We start from the raw sequence: 17,585 nt of genomic DNA, 5'->3' as shown, positions 1-17,585 counted from the left end.
TGCGGTTTTCCCCCCTCTGTCCTGCCGGACAGAGGGGGGTAAGCGGCAAACGCTGACCTTAATTTTTAAACATCATCCAAACCCACCCCAAGAGGAGGAACCACCCAATGAGCACAGGCTTCTTCGGCGATATCGCCAAGATCAAATATGAAGGCCCCGATAGCACCAATCCGCTGGCCTTCCGCCATTACAACCCTGACGAAATCGTCGCCGGCAAGCGCATGGAAGATCACTTGCGTTTTGCGGTTGCCTATTGGCACACCTTCACCTGGCCGGGTGGTGACCCCTTCGGTGGCCAGACTTTCGAGCGCCCGTGGTTCGAAGACAGCATGCAGGCCGCGAAACTGAAAGCGGACGTGGCCTTCGAATTTTTCTCGCTGCTCGGTTCGCCGTTCTATTGCTTCCATGATGCCGACGTACGGCCGGAAGGCAAAAACTTCGCCGAAAACACCAGGAACCTCAACGAGATCGTTGATTATTTCGCGCAGAAGCAGGCCGATACCGGCGTGAAGCTGCTGTGGGGCACGGCCAACCTCTTCTCTAACCGCCGCTTCATGTCGGGTGCTGCAACCAATCCGGACCCGGATGTTTTCGCTTTCTCCGCCGCAACGGTGAAGACCTGCATGGACGCCACCAAGAAGCTTGGCGGCGCGAACTACGTTCTGTGGGGCGGCCGCGAAGGTTACGAGACCCTGCTCAACACCGATCTTTCCCGCGAGCTCGACCAGCTTGGCCGCTTCCTCAATCTGGTGGTGGAATATAAATACAAGATCGGTTTCGAAGGTACGATCCTGATCGAGCCGAAGCCGCAGGAGCCGACCAAGCACCAGTACGACTATGACGTCGCCACCGTTTATGCCTTCCTGCAGAAGAACGGTCTCGACAAGGAAGTGAAGGTCAATATCGAGCAGGGCCACGCCATCCTCGCCGGCCATTCCTTTGAGCATGAGCTCGCCATGGCCAACGCCTTCGGCATTTTCGGCTCCATCGACATGAACCGCAACGATTACCAGTCCGGTTGGGATACCGACCAGTTCCCCAACAACGTGCCGGAAATGGCGCTCGCCTATTATCATGTTCTCGCCGGTGGCGGCTTCAAGAATGGCGGCACCAACTTCGATTCCAAGCTGCGCCGCCAGTCGCTCGATCCGCAGGACCTGCTGATCGGCCATATCGGCGGCATGGATTGCTGCGCTCGTGGCCTGAAGGCAGCGGCGAAGATGATCGAGGACGGCGCATTGTCGAAGCCGCTCAAGGAGCGCTACGCCAAGTGGGATTCGCCGGAAGCCCAGAAGATGCTGCGCGGCGAGCTGAAGCTCGACGAGATCGCGGCACTGGTCGAGCGCGAGGATATCAATCCCGAGCCGAAATCGGGTCGTCAGGAATATCTCGAAAACGTCGTCAACCGTTACGTTTAAGCATAACGTTCCAAGCTAGTGTGGGGCGGCGGATCTGGCCGCCGCTCCCGTTTTTTCCGTCGCGAAATGTTTCTACCATTTGCAGGTTTTGAGCTTGATCGCGAAGTCCTTTACTTCCTGTACGAAATCTCCTCCGCCTGAGACAATCTCCAGTTCGAAATCGGCGAGTTCTTCTCCGGCGGTTGCCTGTTTCACCACAGCACCCAGATCCGCGAGACCGGCTTTGATCTGATCCGGCGTCAGCGAAAAACCACGCGCGGCCGCATCGGCCCCGATCGCCTCGGCAAGTTCGGCCTCGTTGGTGATATTGGCGAAGCGGGCAAGTGTTGCCGTATCTTTGCGGATCTGTGCGTAATAGGCGGCGGCCTGTGTGGTCGTCATGTCTCTGCTCCCGTTGCGATAGAGCGTTTGCGGTGAAGGAAGGTTCAGCGGAAACGCTCTCATTCCATGTTTTCATGAATGCCAGGCGCAAGAGCGTGATGCGCTCCTGCGCCTGGGTTCAGGCAATCTGCGGCACTGGAGGTTCCGCTGGCCAACTCCATATTCGGCGACAAAAACACTTTGTGACAGGCTGATGAGCTATGCTGGAGCCTCCAGGCGCTATGCATTCAAAGTCATCGTCGTCGGCACCGATGCGGTGGAGACCGTGCCGCCAGTTTTTCGATCCGCAGGACCTGCCGATCGGCATATCGGCGGCATGGATTGTGCGCGCGCTCTCAAGGCAGCGGCGAAGATGATCGAGGACGGCGCATTGTCGAAGCCGCTCAAGGAGCGCTCCGCCAAGTGGGATTTGCCGGAAGCCCGGAAGATGCTGCGCGGCGAGCTGAAGCTCGATGAGATCGCGGCACGGGTCGAGCGCGAGGATATCAATCCCGAGCCGAAATACGGTCGTCAGGAATATCTCGAAAACGTCGTCAACCGTTACGTTTGACATCGACGAGAGGGCAGCGTCAGCGCTGCCCTCTTAGGCATCGGCGAAGGGTTCCCTGCAGGCGGGCCCTTTACCGGCGGAATGGTTCGACATGTCCACATCCGCGCCCGTTTTTCGGCGGCATGGCGCCGGGATTTGCGCTAGCATTCTTCCATGATGCTGTTCAAACGCCCCAACACCGAAACGCTTTACGCTGCCCTCGTGGCCAAGGACCCCGCCTATGAAGGCGTGGCTTATGTCTGCGTGACGTCCACCAAAATCTTCTGCCGCTTCACCTGCACGGCGCGCAAACCGAAAATCGAGAATTGCCGCTTTCGGGAAACCATCGCCGAATGCCTTGAAGCGGGTTTCCGGCCCTGCAAGCGTTGCAAGCCGATGTTGTCCTACGGCGCGGCCGACGAGACGGTCGCCTCGCTGCTGGCGGCGCTTGAGGAAGACCCGGCGCGGCGCTGGAGAGAGGATGATATCGTGGCGCTCGGCCATGATCCATCGACGGTCCGGCGCGCCTTCAAGCGCCGTTTCGGCATGAGCTTTCTGGAAATCGCCCGCTTGAGGCGGCTTGGCGATGCCGCTGAGAGCATTGCCTCCGGCGAAGCGGTGATTGGTGCGCAGATCGATGCCGGATACGAATCCGGCAGCGGTTTTCGCGCGGCCATCAACCAGTTCTTCGGGACCTCGCCAGCTGCCATGAAAGGTAAGGGCTTCCTTAAGGGCGCCTGGATCGACACGCCTGTTGGCCCGATGCTTGCCGTTGCCGACGATCACGCCCTGCATCTGCTTGAATTTGCCGACCGGCCGGCACTGCCCGCCGAACTGAAACGGCTGAAGACGCGCACCGGCGCGGACATGGTGCTTGGCCGCACGGCCGTGACCGAAACGATCGAAGCAGAACTTGAGGCATATTTCGCGGGCCGCTCTGCGAATTTCGAAACCCGGCTCGCCGGCCACGGCACGGCTTTCGAGCGCGATGTCTGGCGGAACCTGCGGGCCATTCCAGTGGGCAGGATCGTCAGCTACTCCTCGCTCGCAACATCCATGGAAAAGCCGTCGGCCGTGCGTGCCGTCGCCCGCGCCAACGGCGCAAACCAGATCGCCATCGTCATTCCCTGCCACCGTGTGATCGGCGCCGATGGCAGCCTGACCGGCTATGGCGGCGGGCTGTGGCGCAAGAGGTGGCTGATCGAGCATGAGCGACGCATGGCCGAGCGGCTGGCGCGGGAAATGCCGCTTGCTTCGTGAGCGGGCTGGGTGTTGGCCAAGGGCCGCCCTTTGATACCCGGCGAGGGGGTAAACCACTCGCCAACGCCGGTAATTGAAAACCAGCATTCAATCCGGCAGGTTCGGCACCACCTTGCGCGACGGGAACAGCTCGCGCGTCACCGTCATGGCAATGAGCGATAGCGGCAGGGCAAGCATTGCGCCGGCTGCGCCCCACATCCACGTCCAGAAGATGATCATGACGAAAACGAGGAAGGGATTGATCTCCATGTTGCGGCCAACGACCGCCGGGAAGGCAAGATTTTCCATCAACAGGTGAATGGTGAAAAACACGCCCGCCGGCAGCAGTGCAAGGATCATGTTGTCATGGGTGATGATGCCCGCGACGGTGAGCGATATGGTCATCAATGTAATGCCGAGAAAAGGGATAAAGCTCGAAAGAAAGGCAAACAGCCCCCAGAGAAGCGGCATGGCGAGACCGCCGAAATAGGCGATGACGATCATTGTGACGCCCAGTGCGGCGTAGATGAGGCTAGCCGTCGCGAAATAGGTGCCCAGCACCTTTTCCACCGAGCCGATGATGCGAATCGTTCTCAGCCTTTGATGGCGTGCCGGAAACGCCATGATGAGAGCCTTGCGCAGGCGCAGGCGGCTGTAGAGAAACATCAGCAGCGCCGCAAGGAAGATGAGGCCCTGAACAATCGCAGGTGTCACGTTTGCGCCAAGCAGGGAGATGATTTCACCGCTCCGCGACAGCAGAGATTCCATCGACATCGAGCCCATGCTGAAGGTGGCGGCGGATATATTCAGCCAACGAAAATTTTCGACGTAGGGCAGGAAGCGATCGATGCTGCGCTCGATCAGGGCGGGGCCCTCCGTTGCCAGTTGCGAGACCGGATCGATCAGCGAATTCACCACGAAGAAGATGACGGCGGCAACTAGGCTCGACAGGATGATGGCGACGCCTGCGCCGGGAATGCCGTAGGAGGCCAGTTTTTCGGCCGAGATGCCGAGGATCATGCCAACGACAACAGCCATGACGACGGGCATGAGGATCATCGACAATTCATGGATGACCGCCATGGACATGATCAGGAAAATGCCGATGACCGACCAGGCAACAAAAACGTCGAGCGCCTCGCGGCCCAGCGGCTGCTGGCTGCGCGCATCGTCCCGTTGCGACACCGATGCCGGTGTCGCGAGAGGATCAGCGTGGTCTGCGATCAAGGTCGCAGGGCCGGCGTGATCCGGTTTGGCATTCTCATTCATCGGACTATCCCCCAATAAGGCGATTAACGTCCGAGAAATCCGGCGGTTCCGGGGCTGCGCAAATTTCGGCGGCCCCGCTGTCTAGCCTTGTGCAGATAGCTTCAGGCCGATGCCCCAGGGGTCTTTCACGACGATCCCGTCACTTTGCCTTTCCGTGGCAATTTCAAGTCGGTCGAGCGCGGAAATTGCCTTTTCGAGCGCGGCCGGTTCGTTGAATTTCAGCGAGTAGCCGAAAAGGCCGGTCATGTTGTCCTTGCGGGCCACGGCACCGCGGCTGTTCCAGATATTGGCGGCAACGTGGTGGTGGTAGGCGCCCGACCCGAAGAAACTCGCGCCCGGATAACGCGCCATGATCTTCAGCCCCAGCACATCCTGATAAAATTCATCCGCCTGCGGAATATTACCGACCTGCAGATGGATGTGGCCGATGGCGGTTCCATCCGCAGCACCCGTGAAGGCCGTCTTCGGCGCGCTGTCGTAAAGCGCCTGAAGGTTGAGGCCGAGTGTCGCCATCTCCACGGTGCCGTCGGGCTGGTAGGTCCATTCGTCAGGGGAACGATCGCGATAGACCTCGATGCCGTTGCCTTCGGGGTCGGCGAGATAGATCGCCTCGCTGACCAGATGATCGGAGGCGCCCTGGAGCTGGATATTGTTATGGGCGGCATGCGCCAGCCAGTGGGCGAGATCGTTCCGGCTCGGCATCAGGAAGGCGGTGTGGAACAGCCCGGCAGCGTTGCGCGGCGCGCGTTCCGCCGAGGTAGAGGTGGAGAGGGTCAGCAGCGGCTGGCCGCCGACACCAAGCACTTCGCCGCTCGCATTCTTTTCCAGGACCGAGAGTCCGATGATCTTCTGGTAGAAGTCCGAAACACGCCGCAGATCGTGAACGACGAGGTGCGCCTGACCGACATAAGCTGGCCGCGTCAGGGCGAATTGTTTGATTTCACTCATCTTGATCTCCATATTGAATCCGACGCTCCGTCGGGGCGGATCGGTGGCCGAAGGATCGGCCGACGCCGCTTTGCGGCGTTTGTCGAAGGTGAATATGGGCTGCTCTCGTCGTTCAGAAAAGATCGCCTGCAGACGATTGACTGTCCACTATTTGTTGACAATGAAACTCTTCGGCCTCTTGCGGCTTTGACTTCGATCAAGGCAAAGGCCGCGCTGGCGGGGAATGATGAGCGAGACGGAAATAACGGATCAAGCCACAGGAGACAGCCATGTACAAGAAGATCATCGTACCGGTAGACCTCAGCGCCACCGACAAGGGAGAAAAAATCCTCGAAAAGGCCAAGGCGTTGCTGGACCCGGACGGCGAGATCGTTCTCATCAATGTTGTCGAGGAGCTGCCGGGTTACATGGCAATCGATCTGCCTGTGGACCTCATCGAAAATGCCATCAAGGACGCCAAGGCGAAACTCGCCGACCTCAAGGCTAGAAGCGGTTTCAGGGGTAGCCATGAAATCAGAAGCGGTGCGCCCGCGCGGGAAATCATCGCCGCTGCCGAGGAGCACAAGGCTGACCTGATCATCATCGCCTCGCACACGCCTGACTTTACCAACTACTTCATCGGTGCAACGGCCGACCGCGTGGTGCGTCACGCCAAATGCTCGGTGCTGGTGGATCGATAGGCCTGACGTTTCAGAGGGGGCGGGCAGGGTTACAGCCCCCAGGCATTCCCAGGAAAAGTAAAATCCGGTTTTCCGTCCGGAAATGCGACAAACGAGAAGATGGGCTGGAGGAAAGATCATGAATGTCGACAGTTACGAGAAAATCCTGCGGGATCGTCAGCGCGAGCTTTACCGCCGCCTGCATAAGATCGAGGCCGACTTCGAAGAGCCGCGCAATCCCGACGATGACGATCGCGCAACCGAACGCAGCAATGACGAGGTGCTGGACGAGATGGGACAAGCGGGTCAGGACGAGCTGCGCGCGATCGACGCTGCCCTAGACCGCATCGCGAACGGCACCTTCGGCATCTGTGTCAAATGCGGCAAGCGGATTTCGGAGGATCGGCTAAAGGCGGTGCCCTATACGCCGTTTTGCCAGGAATGCGCTGCGGCGCTGTGAGGGGTGAACGACCTTTCCTCCGTCATGCCGGACCTGATCCGGCATCCAGCCGAGGCGCGTCTGCGCGGCGAGAAGTTCTTTCAGCCCAAGGACTTGGGCTGGCTGGATACCGGCTCAGGGCCAGTATGACGGTGTGTAGGTACGACAACCTGAAAAACTCATCCTTATCGCCAGGGAACGTCGCCTGCCTCCAACCTCTCCTTTCGCAACAGCCTCGAACGCAATTTGATCGGCGTTAACCGCCCGCTGTCTTGTTCCTGTCTAATATTGCCGTCATGCTTCCCTCAAAGCACGCGGACAGGAATGAGAAATGAGCGAGATGTGGCGGTTTGGGCGCCAGTATGATTTTCACGAGATTGTCGCCGATGGCATCGTCCATGGGGTCGGCATCGTCTTTGCGCTGATCGGCGCGACCGCGCTGATCTTCTATGCGATGACATGGGGCAGCATCAGTGCGATTGCCGCCGCGTGGATCTATGGTCTCGGTCTCGTTGCCTGCCTCTCCGTGTCCTTCACCTACAATATCTGGCCTCACTCCAACGTAAAATGGTTCCTGCGCCGCCTCGACCATTCGGCCATCTTCATCCTCATCGCGGCAACCTATACGCCGTTCTTGATGCGCGGCATCCACGATCCCCTGATTGCCGTCATGCTGGGGCTGATCTGGCTTGCCGCCATCTGCGGCATCCTGCTCAAATGCCTGTTTCCCGGCCGATATGACCGTGTCGCGATTGGCCTTTATCTCGCCATGGGCTGGAGCGGCGTCATGGTTGTCGGCCCTCTGTCGTCGCATCTCGCCCCGCTCACGCTGTGGCTGATCGTCGCCGGCGGCGTTATCTATTCGCTCGGTGTCATCTTCCATGTGTGGGAGAAGCTGCGTTTCCAGAATGCCATCTGGCACGCCTTCGTGGTCGCGGCCGCTGCGGTTCATTATGTTGCTGTCGTCACCGCCTTCAGCCTCGTTCCGCTCGCATCCTGACGCGGCGCACTGGACATCGCTCCGTTTCATCGCTTAAGGCTCGTCGCAGGAGCTGCCGCCTTTCCGCGTCCGCTCGTTCAGAACGATGAGGCAAAGCACTATGACCGTGGAACTGCGCGATGCGACCGTTGATGACCTCTGCGGGATCATGGAGATTTACAACGACGCCGTGGTGAATACGACGGCGATCTGGAACGAGGTCGTGGTCGATCTGGACAACCGCAAGGAATGGTTTTCCGCCCGCAAATCACGCGGATTTCCCGTCATCGTCGCCATTCTCGAGGGCAAGGTTGCCGGCTATGCTTCCTATGGCGACTGGCGCGCCTTTGACGGTTATCGCCACACCCGCGAAAATTCGGTCTATGTGCATAAGGACGCGCGTGGCCATGGCATTGGCAAGCGGCTGATGCGGGCGTTGATCGATCATGCCGCCGGTAACGACGTGCATGTCCTGATCGCCGCCATCGAATCGGAAAACACCGCCTCGATCCGCCTGCATGAAAGTCTGGGCTTCACCGTTGCGGGCCGGTTTTCAGAGGTGGGCACCAAGTTTGGCCGCTGGCTGGATCTGACGTGCATGGAACTGAAGCTGGGGTGAACGCCATCTGTGGAACGGGCGATGGCCGCTTGTTTCTGCTCCCCACCGGGGAGAAGAAACTCGCGGCACGGTCTTGCCACTCAAACCGGCTCGAACACCATCGAATGGCCGTTGATGCAGTAGCGAAGACCTGTGGGCGGCGGGCCGTCGGGGAAGACGTGGCCGAGGTGGCCGCCGCAATTGGCGCAGCGGATTTCCGTGCGCACCATGCCATGGCTCGCATCGCGATGTTCGGTCACGGCACCCGGCTTCACCGGCTCGAAATAGCTCGGCCAGCCGCAACCGGCGTCGAATTTTGTATCGGAGAGGAAAAGCGGCTCGTCGCATGCGGCGCAGCGATAGAGGCCCTTCTGGAATGTATCCCAATAGGGACCGGTGAAGGCGCGCTCCGTGCCGTGTTCGCGCAGGATGCGATATTGTTCCGGCGTCAGCTGCTCACGCCATTCGGCATCGGTCTTGTTCACTTTGGGGGATGTCAGATCGCTCATGGAATGATCCTTTCTGTTCCCGCCTCAAATAATCATCGCTGAGGCGAATTGAAAGGGGAGGCGGGTCATAACGCTTTCGTTATGAAGCGGACGGACCGATTTCGGTTGAGATGCCCGTATCTATGCCTTAACTGAAAAACGAATTTAAGAAGACTGCCGCTTGAGTGGCGCGGGGATGGGGGACATCCCGGGAGATGTGAATGACACCAGATGTCACGCCGCTGACATTCCTGTCGCTGTTTTTGCCGTTCCTGGCAGCGCTTGCCGCGCCTGCACTGGTGAAACGGTTCGGTCATAACGCGGCCTGGATCATCGCCATCGCGCCGGCTTTGGCGTTCCTCCATTTTGCGCGGATGCTGCCGGAGGTCGCAGCTGGTGGCGTGGTGACGGGCGGTTACGCCTGGGTGCCGAGTTTCAATCTCAGCTTCTCCTGGTTCATCGACGGCCTGTCGCTCACCTTTGCGTTGCTGATCACGGGCATCGGCATGCTGGTCGTCCTTTATGCGGGCGGCTACATGAAAGGCCACCCGCAGCAGGGCCGTTTCCTGTCCTTCCTGCTGCTCTTCATGGGGGCAATGCTCGGCGTCGTCGTCTCAGACAGCCTGCTGATGCTCTTCGTTTTCTGGGAGCTCACCTCCATCACATCCTTCCTGCTGATCGGGTTCGATCATGAGCGGGCCGCCTCGCGCCGCGCCGCGCTACAGGCGCTGGTGGTGACCGGCGGCGGTGGTCTGCTGCTGCTTGCCGGGCTGATCTTCATCTGGGACATCAGCGGTATCACGCAATTGTCGATGCTGGTACGCGGCGGCGATGTGCTGCGCGACAGCCCGTTTTATCTGGCGGCTCTGCTTCTGGTTCTCGGCGGCGCCTTTACCAAATCCGCGCAGTTTCCCTTCCATTTCTGGCTGCCCAACGCCATGGAAGCGCCAACGCCTGTCTCGGCCTATCTGCATTCGGCGACCATGGTGAAGGCCGGCGTTTATCTGCTGATGCGCCTCAACCCGGTTCTCGGCGATACCGCCGCCTGGCAGATCCTGCTGCCGTTTTTCGGCGGGCTGACGATGCTCACAGGCGCGCTGCTCGCCGTGCGCCAGACAGACCTGAAGCTGATGCTTGCCTATACCACGGTGTCGTCGCTCGGCCTCCTGGTCATGCTCACGGGCTTCGGGTCTGCTCACGCCATAGAGGCGGCGGTGCTTTATCTTGTCGCGCATTCCCTGTTCAAGGGCGCGCTGTTCATGGTCGCCGGCATTATCGATCACGAGACCGGCACGCGTGACGTGACGAAGCTCGGTGGCCTGCGAAAAGCCATGCCGATCACCTTTGCAGCAGCGCTGGCGGCGGCGATTTCCATGGCTGGCCTGCCCCCTTTCTTCGGCTTCCTCGCCAAGGAGGAGATTTATTATGCGCTGGCGCATGCCAATCCGCGCGCCGTGCTGTTTACCGGGATTGCTCTCATCGGCAACGCGCTGATGTTCGCCGTCGCCTTTGCCGTCGCGCTGAAACCCTTCCTTGGCAAGCCGGTCAAAACCCCGAAACACGCCCATGAAGGCCCGGTTCTGCTGTGGCTCGGCCCGGCGCTCCTGGCGCTGAAGGGGCTGACGATCGCGCTGTTTTCCGCCGTTGCGCATTTTTACATCTCCACCCCCATGGCAAGCGCCATTGCGGGCGAGGCGCGGCCGGTGGAAATCTCGCTGATCCCGCATATCGGCGTGCCGCTTGGCCTGTCGCTGCTGACCATCGCGCTCGGCATCGTCTTTTATAACAAGCTTTCCACCCTGCGCAGCCTGATGGACCGCAGCTTCAAGGCATTGGGGGCGGGGCCGGACAGAGGCTTTGACGTCTTCATCGAAATGCTGGTGCGGATGTCGTTCCACATCACGCGGCTCATCCAGCCGGGCAGGCTAGAATTTTACGTCACCGCCACCTTCGCCGTTATCGCTGCCGTGCTGCTGGTGCCGCTGTTCCTTTATGACGAACTACCGTCCATGCCAGGGTGGCCGGGTGATATGCAAGTTTATGAGCTGACATTCATCGTCATTGCGGTGGCCGGTCTCGTTGCGGTGCTGACGGCGTCGAGCCGGCTCACGGCCATCATCGCGCTCGGCATCCAGGGCTTTGCGGTCGCCGTCATCTTCCTGCTGTTCGGCGCGCCTGATCTGTCATTCACGCAGTTCATGGTCGAGACGTTGTCGGTGGTCATCCTCACGCTGGTGATGACGCGGCTTCGCCTGTCACCGTCAGATCACCGCGGCCTTGGCCAGAAGCTGCTCGATAGCACCATCGCCATTGCCTGCGGAATAGGCTTTGCCCTGTTCCTGATGCGGGCGACGCAGGCGAGCTTCGACAACCGCCTGACCGAGTTCTACAACACCTATTCCAAGGTCATTGCCCATGGCGCCAATGTGGTCAACGTCATCATAGTCGACTTCCGCGGCACGGATACGCTCGGTGAAATCGCGGTCGTGATGATAACCGGCCTCGCCATCCTTGCGCTCATCCGCATTCGGCCGACCGCCGCCGTCAAAGGTCCGGCGAAATCCGCGAAGAAAAAGGGAGCACGCGCATGAATACGCTTATCCTGCGCACCATTGCCCCCGTTGTTACCAGTCTGATGGTGCTTTTTTCCATCTTTGTGCTGCTGCGCGGCCACAACGAGCCCGGTGGCGGCTTTATCGGCGGTTTGATCGCTGTGTCGGCACTGGCGATTTATGGCATCGCTTACGGCGTTTCGGCGGTTCGCCGGGCGATTGTGTTTCATCCGCTGGCCATTGCCGGGGCAGGGCTGCTGGCTTCGATGCTTTCGGGTTTGGTGTCGATGGCGGCTAGCGTGCCCTTCATGACAGGGCTCTGGATCTATCCGAACCTGTTGGGTGTGGAGATTCCCCTCTCCACCGTCATGTCCTTCGATATTGGCGTCTATCTTGTCGTGGTCGGCGCCATCACATCCATTGCACTTGCGCTGGAAGAAAGGGATAGCGACTGATGGAAGCGGTCTTCTCGATTCTCGTCGGCATCTTCTTTTCGGTGGCGATCTATCTGATGCTGTCGCGTCACAGCATCCGTGTGCTGCTCGGCATCGCCATTCTCGGCAATGCGGTGAACCTGCTGCTGTTCACCGCAGGCCGGTTGACGCGCGAGGTGCCGCCGATCATTCCACCGGGCCTGGACACGCTGCCCGCAGGTGCGGCCAATCCGCTGCCGCAGGCGCTTATCCTCACGGCCATCGTGATTTCCTTTTCCTTCTTCTGTTTTCTCCTGGTGCTGACCTGGCGTGCGTTTCAGGAACTGCAGACCGACGACACGGACGAAATGCGCACCGCAGAACCGGCAGGCGAGCCCTTGCCGCCGCTCGGTTATTGAGCTGCGAGGCTGAGACACCATGGCATCCTCCACCACATCGGCAGTTACCGATCTCTCCGCAGCGCTCGTCACGGCACCCGTGCCGCTCGCAGACTGGCTGATCATCCTTCCCATCGCGCTTTGCATCGGTGCGGGCGCGGTGTTGATGATGATGCGCCACGCGATCCGCCATCACGCCACGGTTGCCATCGCGGCGCTCGTCCTGCTGGTCGTGCTCGATGCCGCACTCTTGTGGAAGGTCGCGACTGGAGGCCCCTTCACCATGGTCATGGGTCGGTGGCTGCCACCCTTCGGCATTGCCTTTACCGCTGATCTCACGGGCGCACTTTTGTCGCTTGCCGCCGCCATCGTGGCGCTGGCAGGGGCGATCCATGCCGGTGCGGATATCGACGCCAGCGGCCGGCGCTATGGTTTTTATCCCTTCCTGATGCTGTTGATGGCCGGCGTGACAGGCGCTTTCCTGACCGGCGACATCTTCAACCTCTATGTCTGGTTCGAGGTGCTGCTGATCTCGTCCTTCGGCCTCATCGTGCTCGGTTCGACCCGCGAGCAGATCGACGGCGCGCTGAAATACGCCATTCTGAACCTTATTGGCACCACCTTGTTCCTGATCACGGTCGGTTATCTCTATGCCATCTTCGGCACGCTCAACATGGCCGATATCGCCCAGAAAGCGACACAGCTGCGTGGCGCCGCGCCGCTGATGACGCTTGCGAGCCTCTTCGCGCTCGCCTTTGCCATGAAAGCGGCCGCCTTCCCGGTGAATTTCTGGTTGCCGGCGTCTTACCACACGCCGCGGATTGTCGTTTCCGCGCTTTTCGGCGGCCTTCTCACCAAGGTCGGTATCTATGCCCTGCTGCGGGTCATGGTCATGCTGTTTCCGGTCGAGCGGGAAGAACTCAGCATCGTCATCGCCATCTCCGCCGCACTTACCATGGTGCTCGGCGCGATGGGCGCGCTTGCCCAGAACGATATCCGCCGCATGCTCGGCTATATCGTCATCTCGGGCATCGGCTACATGATGGCCGGCATTGCTATCGGCACGCCATCAGGCGTGTCAGGCGCGATCTTCTACGCGCTGCATTCCATGGTGCTGATGACGGCGCTTTATCTTGCCGCAGGCCACGCCGCCCGGCTTGGCGGCAGCTTTACCCTGACCAATCTCGGCGGCCTCTACCGGCAAGCCCCCTGGTTTTCGGCCTTGGTGCTGGCCCTGTTCTTTGCCGGCTCCGGCCTGCCGCCCTTTACCGGCTTCTGGCCGAAGGCCATCCTGGTCAAGTCCGCCATCGACATCGGCGCTTGGTGGCTCGCCGCCGCCATCCTTGTCTCCGGCTTCATCGCGACAATCGCTTTCGGGCGGGTCTTCCTTCTGTGTTTCTGGCGTCCGGCTCCGGCCATTGCCGGCAAGACCTCCGGCCAGCCGCCGGCAGCATCGTCACCGGCCCCTTCTGTCGCGCCGCTGGTGGGGCTAACGCTGCTTGTCGTCATCTTCGGGCTGTTCCCGGAAAGCCTGCTGAATCTCAGCCAGCAGGCGGCCGCAGGCCTCGGTAACCCACAGGCCTATATCCAGTCGGTCTTTTCAGAAGGAGGCAGACCATGAGCCTCTATGTCTCGCTGATGGTGATGTTTGTCGGCGTATGGCTTGCGGTCACCGGCAGCTTCACGCTCGCAAACGCCGCCTTTGCCGTCATCGTGTCGGCCCTGGCGCTTGGCCTCATCCGGCACCAGCTCCCGACGGGGCGTCGCCGGCCGCCGAGGGTGTGGCGGATCTTGTCGCTGACGCTGCTATTCTTCAAGGAACTGGCGCTTTCGGCCTGGAAGGTCGCGGTGCTCGTCACCCGTCAGAAACTTGACGTGCAGCCCGGAATCTTCGCCTATCCGCTGACGGTGCAGACGGATTTCGAAATCACGCTGCTGGCCAACCTTATCACGCTCACGCCAGGCACGCTCTCCGTCGACGTTTCGCCGGACAGAAAGACGCTTTACGTGCACGCGATCGACTGCAGCGATATCGAAGCGACGAGAAAAGATATTCGCGACGGTTTTGAAAGAAAGATCATGGAGGCGTTCCAGTCATGACGCCGGAACAGCTGGTTTCATTTTCAACTATACTCGCATCGATTGTTCTCTCGGTCGCCTTTTTGCTGACGGTCTACCGTGTCGTCGTCGGCCCGACCTTGCCGGATCGCATCGTTGCGCTCGACATGCTGGTGGGTATCGCCATCGGGTTCATCGCCGTTATCGCCATCCGGACCGGTTTTAACCTCTACGTGGATATTGCCATTGCGCTTGGGCTGGTCGGATTTCTGGCAACGGTCGCCTTTGCCCGCTTCGTGCTGTCACGCGGGCCGGACGGGCCGCGGCGGCCGAAGGCGGTTCTTGACGGTGAGAGGGCATCCGAAGCTCTTGAGAAGACGATGGAATCAGGTTCCGGCGCAAAAAAAGGAAAGGGCAGACGATGATGGCTTGGATCGTGGCTGGGCTCGTTGTGGCGCTGACGATTACGGGCGCCATCTTCTCGCTGATTGCGGCCATCGGGCTCAATCGTCTGCCGGATGTCTATACGCGCATGCATGCGGCCTCCAAGGCGGGAACGGTCGGATCGGGCCTGCTGCTTCTGGCCGTCGGCATCCATTCCATGGAAATAGCGACATTGGCGCGGGCGCTCGCGGGCTTCTTTTTCTTCATTCTGACGGCCCCGGTTTCGGCCCACCTTCTCGCAATGGCTGCTCACAAGGCAGGTTATCCGCTCGCAGTAAAATCTGTAGTTGATGACCTCAAGCAGATTTGAAGTTGAAATCCCCCTAAATAAATGGGGGTGCGGATTTTGGATTAATACTTGTGATAGTATTTTATAACCCGTGATTTTTTGTATTGAGATTAGACTGTTTTGAACTGAAAAATTCATAATAGGAATTTGACTTTTGCTGTTTTGCTGGTATCCAAATTAAGTGTAAAGTTGCTTATCGCGATTTGCATTTTGCCTCGTCATGAACGGCATAGGTATTTTATTAATGCCTAATCTATGGATATCAGGTCCATTGCTGCCCATGTCGCGGGCCATAAGTTGAATCTCGGTTCAATTCGTTTCCGGTTTCGCTCGAAATCTAGGGGTAGGTTTCATGTTGGTATCAACAGGGCGAGGGTGGGGCGCCGGGTAACTTCACATCGCTCGATGCAGCGCTTGCGCGCTTCAGGGGATATATAAACAGGAGATACTTAAATGACGGAAACTGCATACGGTAACGCCCAGGATCTGCTGGTCGAACTGACGGCGGATATTGTGGCTGCCTATGTTAGCAACCACGTCGTTCCGGTAACTGAGCTTCCCGGCCTTATTTCGGATGTTCACACGGCACTCAGCGGAACATCGGCACCGGCATCGGTGGCGGTCAATGTCGAAAAGCAGAAGCCAGCCGTCTCTGTTCGCAAGTCGGTTCAGGACGATCACATCGTCTGTCTGGAATGCGGCGGCTCGTTCAAGTCACTCAAGCGCCATCTGACGACGCATCACAGCATGACGCCGGAAGAATATCGCGAAAAATGGGATCTGGCGACCGACTATCCGATGGTTGCGCCCGCTTACGCGGAAGCCCGCTCGCGGCTCGCCAAGGAAATGGGTCTCGGCCAGCGCCGCAAGGCCAGCCGTTGATTTTACTTCGGGGTCGGCGAAGCTGGTTTTATCTTCGCCGCGGAGTTGGTGGGTAGAAGGCTACCCCCAGCCCGCTGTCGCCACCTTCTCCCCGCGGGGAGAGGGCGGCAAGGCGGATTTGCCCGCTCCAGATGTTTCGTTTGGAAACGTCTTTCCATCCCATGGATAGTCAGCCGGTCGTCAGACCGGCTTTTTTGTTGGCGCGCACGAATTTTTAGAGGAAAAAAATCCTCATTTTCTGGCATCAATCTTTCGAAAATTCAGGCGTTTCAACGGCATAACCCGTCGATTAAAATTTGCACTTCCCCGTACTTGGTCGCAGGTGTATGAAATAATTCCTATTCGTAGAGGAGTTGCATATGCCGTCGGATTCTCACGTTCTGTCTGCCGCCGCGCGGCCTTGCCGGCGGCTTGGTCACCCGCCTTTCCATCCCCGGCCACCGGCGGTCGGCAGGGAGGAGGTTACCCGTCTTTGCCGTCTGGTGCGGCAACTCACCGTCGAGATGGTGCAACTGACGGGCGACCGGACCCTGCCGCGCCGTGACATGAGACGCATGGATTGTCACATCCGCCAGATCGCCATGTATGTCTGCCATGTGCAGCTCGGCATCGCCATGTCCGATATTGGGGGCTGCTTCGGCCGGGACCGGACGACGGTCGGTCATGCCTGCCAGGTGGTCGAGGACCGCCGTGACGAGCCGGCATTCGATGCCTTCGTCGCTACGCTAGAGCGGCTTGCCGCCGGCATTCTCAATGTGTTGAGGGGTGTGCGGGATGAGTGAGCAAAAGCGCATTCACGCGTCGTCTCCCAATCCCCAGGTGCTGCGACTGCTGCGTTCAATCGCGGCCGGGCCGGCCGAGCTCCTGGAAGAGGGCGGCGAGATCATCCTGCACCCGGCGCGGGGAGGGCAGGTCAGGGTGCGGTTTGCAGCGGAGGTGGTCCGGCTTGCGGTGTCTTCCGGGCTGGTCGAGCAGCGCGGGAGCACGCTCTACGCGGCGCCGCCGCTGACCTCTTATCTGAAGCGGGCGATTGCGAAAGACCGAGACGAGATATTCCAGGAACAGCATCGGGACATGCAGACCGTTGTCGTGGAGGTTGACGATGCGAGACAGCGCGCGCGCCGCAATCTCAACAGCTCGCCGCTCAGCAGTCTTGCCAGGCTGAAAGAGCGGTGCGGCGGCGTCTTTTTCCCGGCTGAGGCGCTGGAGGCCGGCGAGCGACTTGCCGGCGATTTCCACCGGGGGCACCTGAACCCGAAGGTGACGGCGACGTGGGAGCCGAGGATTGCGAGCCGCACGAAAGGTGAGGCGGGAGGCATCCTCGATATTACCGAGGCGGCGATGGCGGCCAGGGATCGCTTTTCCCGCGCGGCGGATGCGATGGGACCGGAACTGGCGGGCGTCGCCATCGATGTCTGCTGTTTCGAAAAGGGCCTCGAGACGGTGGAACGGGAGCGGCAGTGGCCGGCCCGCTCGGCAAAACTGCTGTTGCGGGCAGCGCTTCTGGCGCTTGCCCGCCACTACGCGCCACCCGAGCGTAAAACACGCAGCGGGAGCCACCATTGGGGCGACACGGATTATCGCCCGTCGATAACGCGATGA

Annotated in this window: 20 protein-coding genes and 1 pseudogene; 17 read left to right on the top strand and 4 right to left on the bottom strand. The window is 59.9% G+C overall.

All coding sequences use genetic code 11. From position 1 onward, the window contains the following. Window positions 1–107: 107 nt before the first annotated feature. The gene (xylA, locus tag AT6N2_RS06010) at window positions 108–1,418 is read left to right on the top strand and encodes a xylose isomerase (RefSeq protein WP_063950911.1); all 1,311 of its coding nucleotides are present in this window, start codon (window positions 108–110) and stop codon (window positions 1,416–1,418) included. A gap of 72 nt (window positions 1,419–1,490) precedes the next feature. Here xylA and AT6N2_RS06005 read toward each other — a convergent pair whose 3' ends face one another. Further along, window positions 1,491–1,799 (bottom strand): hypothetical protein, encoded by a 309-nt coding sequence (locus tag AT6N2_RS06005; protein WP_144575309.1) that lies wholly within the window; start codon window positions 1,797–1,799, stop codon window positions 1,491–1,493. 269 nt (window positions 1,800–2,068) lie between these two features. Between AT6N2_RS06005 and AT6N2_RS06000 the strand changes: the two are divergent. After that, window positions 2,069–2,349, top strand: a pseudogene (locus tag AT6N2_RS06000) (xylose isomerase); the annotation flags it as partial. 153 nt (window positions 2,350–2,502) lie between these two features. Continuing rightward, window positions 2,503–3,588 (top strand): bifunctional transcriptional activator/DNA repair enzyme AdaA, encoded by a 1,086-nt coding sequence (locus AT6N2_RS05995; protein ID WP_209089259.1) that lies wholly within the window; start codon window positions 2,503–2,505, stop codon window positions 3,586–3,588. Between the two features lie 87 nt (window positions 3,589–3,675). Here AT6N2_RS05995 and AT6N2_RS05990 read toward each other — a convergent pair whose 3' ends face one another. After that, window positions 3,676–4,836 carry an AI-2E family transporter gene (locus AT6N2_RS05990; protein WP_063950915.1) on the bottom strand — a complete coding sequence of 387 codons (1,161 nt, stop codon included), beginning with the start codon at window positions 4,834–4,836 and terminating at the stop codon, window positions 3,676–3,678. Window positions 4,837–4,917: 81 nt separating this feature from the next. Next, window positions 4,918–5,784, bottom strand: coding sequence for a VOC family protein (locus tag AT6N2_RS05985; RefSeq protein ID WP_209089257.1), 867 nt, complete (start codon window positions 5,782–5,784; stop codon window positions 4,918–4,920). A 269-nt stretch (window positions 5,785–6,053) separates the two neighbouring features. On the opposite strand from AT6N2_RS05985, the gene AT6N2_RS05980 reads away from it, so the two are divergent. The 4 genes from AT6N2_RS05980 to AT6N2_RS05965 all read left to right on the top strand — a co-directional run bounded on the left by AT6N2_RS05980 (window position 6,054) and on the right by AT6N2_RS05965 (window position 8,480). After that, window positions 6,054–6,464 (top strand): universal stress protein, encoded by a 411-nt coding sequence (locus AT6N2_RS05980; RefSeq protein WP_063950916.1) that lies wholly within the window; start codon window positions 6,054–6,056, stop codon window positions 6,462–6,464. 118 nt (window positions 6,465–6,582) lie between these two features. Continuing rightward, complete coding sequence (locus AT6N2_RS05975; RefSeq protein WP_063950917.1) at window positions 6,583–6,903, top strand: TraR/DksA family transcriptional regulator; 321 nt, start codon at window positions 6,583–6,585, stop codon at window positions 6,901–6,903. A 310-nt stretch (window positions 6,904–7,213) separates the two neighbouring features. Beyond that, the gene (trhA, locus tag AT6N2_RS05970; RefSeq protein WP_209089255.1) at window positions 7,214–7,882 is read left to right on the top strand and encodes a PAQR family membrane homeostasis protein TrhA; all 669 of its coding nucleotides are present in this window, start codon (window positions 7,214–7,216) and stop codon (window positions 7,880–7,882) included. A 100-nt stretch (window positions 7,883–7,982) separates the two neighbouring features. Next, window positions 7,983–8,480 carry a GNAT family N-acetyltransferase gene (locus AT6N2_RS05965; RefSeq protein ID WP_209089253.1) on the top strand — a complete coding sequence of 166 codons (498 nt, stop codon included), beginning with the start codon at window positions 7,983–7,985 and terminating at the stop codon, window positions 8,478–8,480. Window positions 8,481–8,560: 80 nt separating this feature from the next. On the opposite strand, the gene msrB is transcribed toward AT6N2_RS05965, so the two are convergent. Next, on the bottom strand, window positions 8,561–8,968 hold the full coding sequence (msrB, locus tag AT6N2_RS05960) for a peptide-methionine (R)-S-oxide reductase MsrB (RefSeq protein WP_063950920.1): 408 nt from the start codon (window positions 8,966–8,968) through the stop codon (window positions 8,561–8,563). A 200-nt stretch (window positions 8,969–9,168) separates the two neighbouring features. Here msrB and AT6N2_RS05955 point away from each other — a divergent pair, with 200 nt between their 5' ends. The 10 genes from AT6N2_RS05955 to AT6N2_RS05910 all read left to right on the top strand — a co-directional run bounded on the left by AT6N2_RS05955 (window position 9,169) and on the right by AT6N2_RS05910 (window position 17,585). Beyond that, the gene (locus AT6N2_RS05955) at window positions 9,169–11,538 is read left to right on the top strand and encodes a putative monovalent cation/H+ antiporter subunit A (RefSeq protein WP_209089251.1); all 2,370 of its coding nucleotides are present in this window, start codon (window positions 9,169–9,171) and stop codon (window positions 11,536–11,538) included. Further along, window positions 11,535–11,954 carry a Na(+)/H(+) antiporter subunit B gene (locus AT6N2_RS05950; RefSeq protein ID WP_209089249.1) on the top strand — a complete coding sequence of 140 codons (420 nt, stop codon included), beginning with the start codon at window positions 11,535–11,537 and terminating at the stop codon, window positions 11,952–11,954. Before AT6N2_RS05955 ends, AT6N2_RS05950 begins: the two co-directional genes overlap by 4 nt. Then, window positions 11,954–12,331 (top strand): Na+/H+ antiporter subunit C, encoded by a 378-nt coding sequence (locus tag AT6N2_RS05945; protein WP_063950923.1) that lies wholly within the window; start codon window positions 11,954–11,956, stop codon window positions 12,329–12,331. The genes AT6N2_RS05950 and AT6N2_RS05945 overlap by 1 nt, the downstream gene beginning before the upstream one ends. A 19-nt stretch (window positions 12,332–12,350) precedes the next feature. Then, window positions 12,351–13,931, top strand: coding sequence for a Na+/H+ antiporter subunit D (locus AT6N2_RS05940; protein ID WP_144575284.1), 1,581 nt, complete (start codon window positions 12,351–12,353; stop codon window positions 13,929–13,931). After that, window positions 13,928–14,410, top strand: coding sequence for a Na+/H+ antiporter subunit E (locus tag AT6N2_RS05935; protein ID WP_209089246.1), 483 nt, complete (start codon window positions 13,928–13,930; stop codon window positions 14,408–14,410). Before AT6N2_RS05940 ends, AT6N2_RS05935 begins: the two co-directional genes overlap by 4 nt. Next, entirely contained in the window at window positions 14,407–14,793 is a 387-nt protein-coding gene (locus AT6N2_RS05930) for a cation:proton antiporter (RefSeq protein WP_209089243.1), read from the top strand. The genes AT6N2_RS05935 and AT6N2_RS05930 overlap by 4 nt, the downstream gene beginning before the upstream one ends. Beyond that, on the top strand, window positions 14,790–15,122 hold the full coding sequence (gene mnhG / locus AT6N2_RS05925; protein WP_063950927.1) for a monovalent cation/H(+) antiporter subunit G: 333 nt from the start codon (window positions 14,790–14,792) through the stop codon (window positions 15,120–15,122). The genes AT6N2_RS05930 and mnhG overlap by 4 nt, the downstream gene beginning before the upstream one ends. Before the next feature lie 432 nt (window positions 15,123–15,554). Further along, on the top strand, window positions 15,555–15,983 hold the full coding sequence (ros, locus tag AT6N2_RS05920; RefSeq protein WP_063950928.1) for a MucR family transcriptional regulator Ros: 429 nt from the start codon (window positions 15,555–15,557) through the stop codon (window positions 15,981–15,983). A 359-nt stretch (window positions 15,984–16,342) separates the two neighbouring features. After that, entirely contained in the window at window positions 16,343–16,765 is a 423-nt protein-coding gene (locus tag AT6N2_RS05915) for a helix-turn-helix domain-containing protein (RefSeq protein WP_209089240.1), read from the top strand. Beyond that, complete coding sequence (locus tag AT6N2_RS05910) at window positions 16,758–17,585, top strand: DUF6456 domain-containing protein (RefSeq protein ID WP_209089237.1); 828 nt, start codon at window positions 16,758–16,760, stop codon at window positions 17,583–17,585. The genes AT6N2_RS05915 and AT6N2_RS05910 overlap by 8 nt, the downstream gene beginning before the upstream one ends.

This window comes from Agrobacterium tumefaciens (assembly GCF_017726655.1).
In the GTDB taxonomy this organism is placed as follows: domain Bacteria; phylum Pseudomonadota; class Alphaproteobacteria; order Rhizobiales; family Rhizobiaceae; genus Agrobacterium; species Agrobacterium tumefaciens_B.
The sequence above is the reverse complement of the archived record's forward strand: the minus strand, read 5'-3'. Positions and strand labels throughout refer to the sequence as shown.

Excerpts from the sequence above, each read along its gene's own strand:
- AT6N2_RS05910 (WP_209089237.1), top strand. The coding sequence starts at position 16,758 with ATGAGTGAGCAAAAGCGCATTCACGCGTCGTCTCCCAATCCCCAGGTG.
- msrB (WP_063950920.1), bottom strand. The coding sequence starts at position 8,968 with ATGAGCGATCTGACATCCCCCAAAGTGAACAAGACCGATGCCGAATGG.
- AT6N2_RS05985 (WP_209089257.1), bottom strand. The coding sequence starts at position 5,784 with ATGAGTGAAATCAAACAATTCGCCCTGACGCGGCCAGCTTATGTCGGT.
- AT6N2_RS05990 (WP_063950915.1), bottom strand. The coding sequence starts at position 4,836 with ATGAATGAGAATGCCAAACCGGATCACGCCGGCCCTGCGACCTTGATC.
- xylA (WP_063950911.1), top strand. The coding sequence starts at position 108 with ATGAGCACAGGCTTCTTCGGCGATATCGCCAAGATCAAATATGAAGGC.
- AT6N2_RS05915 (WP_209089240.1), top strand. The coding sequence starts at position 16,343 with ATGCCGTCGGATTCTCACGTTCTGTCTGCCGCCGCGCGGCCTTGCCGG.
- AT6N2_RS05950 (WP_209089249.1), top strand. The coding sequence starts at position 11,535 with ATGAATACGCTTATCCTGCGCACCATTGCCCCCGTTGTTACCAGTCTG.
- AT6N2_RS05930 (WP_209089243.1), top strand. The coding sequence starts at position 14,407 with ATGACGCCGGAACAGCTGGTTTCATTTTCAACTATACTCGCATCGATT.
- AT6N2_RS05965 (WP_209089253.1), top strand. The coding sequence starts at position 7,983 with ATGACCGTGGAACTGCGCGATGCGACCGTTGATGACCTCTGCGGGATC.
- mnhG (WP_063950927.1), top strand. The coding sequence starts at position 14,790 with ATGATGGCTTGGATCGTGGCTGGGCTCGTTGTGGCGCTGACGATTACG.
- AT6N2_RS05975 (WP_063950917.1), top strand. The coding sequence starts at position 6,583 with ATGAATGTCGACAGTTACGAGAAAATCCTGCGGGATCGTCAGCGCGAG.
- trhA (WP_209089255.1), top strand. The coding sequence starts at position 7,214 with ATGAGCGAGATGTGGCGGTTTGGGCGCCAGTATGATTTTCACGAGATT.
- AT6N2_RS05935 (WP_209089246.1), top strand. The coding sequence starts at position 13,928 with ATGAGCCTCTATGTCTCGCTGATGGTGATGTTTGTCGGCGTATGGCTT.
- AT6N2_RS05945 (WP_063950923.1), top strand. The coding sequence starts at position 11,954 with ATGGAAGCGGTCTTCTCGATTCTCGTCGGCATCTTCTTTTCGGTGGCG.
- AT6N2_RS05980 (WP_063950916.1), top strand. The coding sequence starts at position 6,054 with ATGTACAAGAAGATCATCGTACCGGTAGACCTCAGCGCCACCGACAAG.
- AT6N2_RS05955 (WP_209089251.1), top strand. The coding sequence starts at position 9,169 with ATGACACCAGATGTCACGCCGCTGACATTCCTGTCGCTGTTTTTGCCG.
- AT6N2_RS06005 (WP_144575309.1), bottom strand. The coding sequence starts at position 1,799 with ATGACGACCACACAGGCCGCCGCCTATTACGCACAGATCCGCAAAGAT.
- AT6N2_RS05940 (WP_144575284.1), top strand. The coding sequence starts at position 12,351 with ATGGCATCCTCCACCACATCGGCAGTTACCGATCTCTCCGCAGCGCTC.
- ros (WP_063950928.1), top strand. The coding sequence starts at position 15,555 with ATGACGGAAACTGCATACGGTAACGCCCAGGATCTGCTGGTCGAACTG.
- AT6N2_RS05995 (WP_209089259.1), top strand. The coding sequence starts at position 2,503 with ATGATGCTGTTCAAACGCCCCAACACCGAAACGCTTTACGCTGCCCTC.